Source organism: Blattabacterium sp. (Blaberus giganteus), from assembly GCF_000262715.1.
GTDB lineage: Bacteria > Bacteroidota > Bacteroidia > Flavobacteriales > Blattabacteriaceae > Blattabacterium.
Map to the genome: position 1 here is coordinate 1 of NC_017925.1, position 3,423 is coordinate 3,423.

Genomic DNA, 3,423 nt, shown 5'->3' on the forward strand with positions numbered 1-3,423 from the left:
CTTATATAAGACTAGGGACTATAGTTCGATGGGTATTTTTTTAATGAACCCATCGCCCATTAGTGTGGTGTGGGAGTCCACATTCAGGATAGGTAAATTTAAGGCTAGGATGCCCCATTTAAGGTTATGGATCCCTATTGGTAGGGTACCCTACCAATAGGGATCCATAACCCCAAAAAAGATATTCTTTGTAACTCTAATGGGTATTTTTTTAATGAAGTTCGGAACCCATCGCCCAGTAGTGTGGTGTGGGAGAAAAGGGATGTTCATCGATAAGATAATAATATAATAATAATAGTGGTCGTAAAAAAAAAGGACCACTATATTCTCCAATTTGATCTTTATGCTTTTTCTTTTTCAGCTTTTTCTTTTTCAGCTTTTGCTTTTTCAGCTTTTTCTTTTTCAGCTTTTGCCAATTCTTCAATAATTTTTTTTAATTGAGAATCTTGATTCATTAATTCTTCAATCTGTATACGAGATTTTTCCTTTTCATCCTTTTCAAAATCCGAAAGAAAAAAAGGGGATGAAGTAGTAGGAGCAGGAGGAGGGTCAATGGCCATTCCTATAGTAGGAGTATTAGTTTTTTCGGGTTCTTCTGGTGGATGGCCTCCAGTTAAATTATCATCATTACATGATGTAAAAAACATCATGGATAAGATAAAAAAAAATAGTTTTTTCATTTCATATCAATTTTTTTTGGAATATAAGTTTTTTTTTGAAATATTATTCATACATAAAAGATTATAATTAAATACGATAAAGATGAGTGTCCTAATCAAAATACGTAATTTATCCCATCATATTTTTCCATATTATGCTACAGAAGGAGCAGCCGGGATCGACTTACAAGCCTATCTGGAAAAAGAGATTATTATTCCATCTATGGAAAGAAAAATCATAAAAACAGGTATTTTCATAGAAATACCTACAGGATATGAAGCTCAAATCCGACCTAGAAGCGGATTAGCCTTACGTCATGGGATAACTGTTCTAAATAATCCAGGGACTATCGATTCAGATTATAGAGGAGAAATAAAAATATTACTCATAAACTTATCTAGTCATACTTTTACTGTAAAAGACGGCGATAGAATAGCGCAAATAATAGTTTACAAATACGAAAAAGTAAAATGGAATGAAATAAAAAAGAAATAAATTTTTATGGATTTTTCATTTTTATCAAAGCAAAAATAGCATAATTCAATATATCTATATAATTATCTTGAACTTTATAAGCATAATTTTCTACTTCATAGAAACGTTTTTCCATTCCTTGAATCCTAAAAATTTTTTGCATAATTAAATCTTTGATAGAAGAAATGCTCATATATTTCCAAGCTTCTTCATAATCCGAATTTTTTTTTTCCATAAGAGATTTAGCCTTTTTTATATATTGATCATATACATCTATTATTATTGTAGCAGAAACAGAAAGCATAGAGTCGATTTTTTTTTGTTGAATCATGATTCCTGCTAAAACAGAATAATTAACAATTTCAATCCAATTATTCTGATCTATTTGAATCAAAATATAATTACATAACTTTTTAGGAATCAAGAACTTTTTTTTCAAAAAATGAGTTCTACATTCATTAGATATGACATCATATTGCATGGAAGTTTTATTGTTTTTCATTTTATACTAATCTATTTTTTTTAAATACTGATCTATATAAATCTTTGCTTCGTCAAAATCATAACAAACATTCACCTTCCAATTGTACGAATTGAATATATCTATTATATGAATCTGATTTTCTGTTAATTTATTTGGTTTTATTTTGAATTCCAAAGCCATCCCCGTCCTACCTTTTTTTGGAATAGGAACCAATATATCCGGAAGACCTGGTCTTAATCTCATCACTTTTATAAGAAACCTCTCATAAGGAGTTCTTCTTGCTTCATTATGAGGATGAAAATAAAAAATATGCGGATATTCATAATCTAAATAATCACAAACAGAACTATGCAATAGTTGTTCTTTTCCTAAAGTATTGTACCAAGGTGTAATTTTTCTTTTCAATTTATCTCAAAATTATCCATAACCAATCATCTAAGACTCACAGGATACACATCCAGAATTTCCTAAATTTTCTTTCTTATTCTTTAAAAGAATTTCTAATATTTTTTTTTCTGTAGAAGTTTTTTTATCATCCAAAACAAAAAGATCTTCATTCCAATCTTCATTAGGCTTACTATATCCTGTTTCCCGATTATCAAAAAAATCAGTTTGCTGTTCTCCAGATATCGTTATATAAAACCAACTCATGTTATCTAACATATTTTTATCTATACAATAGGCATCCGATAGTCCTAATTCTTTCAATTTAATATTGGCTCTATCTTTCATAAAATTTTTCAATTCTTCTCTCTTCATAGTTGGAATATCACCATTATCAAAAATTTGATCAATAAAAATAAATTCATTTTTTAATGCTAAATCCATTCCATAATAAATAGAATCGGCCACCGAATTTTTTAATCCATCATTTTCTTCACAAAACGTACGAAAAATCTTACACCCCGCTTCCGAATGAAGAGACTCATCCCTAACAGAAAAAATAATTTGTTGCCCTATCCCCTTCAAACGATTAGATTTTCTAAAAGACAATAATACCGCAAAAGAAGAAAACAATTGAATTCCTTCTGCTGCAGCAGAAAACAAAGCAATACTCTTTGCAATCTCCTTTCTATTATACTTACCATGATCACTTTTTCTAATATCCATCAATACTTTCAACTTTTTCATGGTTGCTTCATCTTCTAAAAAAGCATGAAAATTATCTAACCCTAAAATATCATTCAAATAAGAATAAGCCACAGCATGAATCGTCTCAAAAGAACCAAAAGCTTGACCCATCATTTTAATCTCTGGAATGGGAAACCACTTGGGAATCATTTCGGACCAATAATTTCCCACTTCGGTTTCCGTTTGAGTAAAACCCTTTAATATATCTCCAATAACATTCTTTTCTCGATCCGATAAATTTTCATTCCAATCATGAATATCCGACTGCATGTTGATCTCCGTATGCAACCAATGCGCATTTTGTTGCTTAAACCAATACTCATAAGCCCACTGATATTCGAAAGGCTTAAAATTTAAACGATCTTTCGTTATACCCATTTCTCTTCTTCTTTATTTAGCTCCCTAATCTCTATCTAAATGTAATAAAAAATATTTTAAACTTAAAGAGAAAAAAAATTACAAACAAAATTCGGATAAAAATTCATTTTTTTTACATGTAAAAAAATTATACCAGGACTAAACTAGTCGTCCACCCCCCCTATCGCGCGCGCGCATGCATGTGCGTGCGTGGGTGTGCGTGGGCGGTAAAACCCCCCCCCAACCCAATAATCAACCCAACACTTACGTGAAATCCCCGAATGCTACTACCTAGTCCCCGAACTATAGTCCCTAGT

Annotated in this window: 5 protein-coding genes; 1 reads left to right on the plus strand and 4 read right to left on the minus strand. The window is 30.9% G+C overall.

Annotated features, from left to right (window positions below):
* Window positions 1-341 precede the first annotated feature (341 nt).
* The gene (locus tag BGIGA_RS03060; RefSeq protein WP_148265053.1) at window positions 342-680 is read right to left on the minus strand and encodes a hypothetical protein; all 339 of its coding nucleotides are present in this window, start codon (window positions 678-680) and stop codon (window positions 342-344) included.
* Between the two features lie 82 nt (window positions 681-762).
* On the opposite strand from BGIGA_RS03060, the gene dut reads away from it, so the two are divergent.
* Complete coding sequence (gene dut / locus BGIGA_RS03065; protein ID WP_014200386.1) at window positions 763-1,155, plus strand: dUTP diphosphatase; 393 nt, start codon at window positions 763-765, stop codon at window positions 1,153-1,155.
* A gap of 4 nt (window positions 1,156-1,159) precedes the next feature.
* On the opposite strand, the gene BGIGA_RS03070 is transcribed toward dut, so the two are convergent.
* Genes BGIGA_RS03070 through BGIGA_RS03080 form a run of 3 tightly spaced genes read right to left on the minus strand, consistent with a single transcriptional unit; the run spans window position 1,160 to window position 3,127 of the window.
* Window positions 1,160-1,636: a DUF1599 domain-containing protein gene (locus BGIGA_RS03070; RefSeq protein WP_014726903.1), complete on the minus strand. Its 477-nt coding sequence runs from the start codon at window positions 1,634-1,636 to the stop codon at window positions 1,160-1,162.
* A 6-nt stretch (window positions 1,637-1,642) separates the two neighbouring features.
* A complete protein-coding gene (locus tag BGIGA_RS03075) occupies window positions 1,643-2,023 on the minus strand; it encodes a VRR-NUC domain-containing protein (protein WP_014726904.1) in 381 nt (126 codons plus the stop codon).
* Window positions 2,024-2,053: 30 nt separating this feature from the next.
* Window positions 2,054-3,127 (minus strand): ribonucleotide-diphosphate reductase subunit beta, encoded by a 1,074-nt coding sequence (locus BGIGA_RS03080; RefSeq protein ID WP_014726905.1) that lies wholly within the window; start codon window positions 3,125-3,127, stop codon window positions 2,054-2,056.
* Window positions 3,128-3,423: the final 296 nt, after the last annotated feature.

What these genes read in the sequence shown, in the direction of transcription:
- BGIGA_RS03080 (WP_014726905.1), bottom strand. Translation starts at nt 3,127, where the DNA reads ATGGGTATAACGAAAGATCGTTTAAATTTTAAGCCTTTCGAATATCAG.
- BGIGA_RS03070 (WP_014726903.1), bottom strand. Translation starts at nt 1,636, where the DNA reads ATGAAAAACAATAAAACTTCCATGCAATATGATGTCATATCTAATGAA.
- BGIGA_RS03060 (WP_148265053.1), bottom strand. Translation starts at nt 680, where the DNA reads ATGAAAAAACTATTTTTTTTTATCTTATCCATGATGTTTTTTACATCA.
- dut (WP_014200386.1), top strand. Translation starts at nt 763, where the DNA reads ATGAGTGTCCTAATCAAAATACGTAATTTATCCCATCATATTTTTCCA.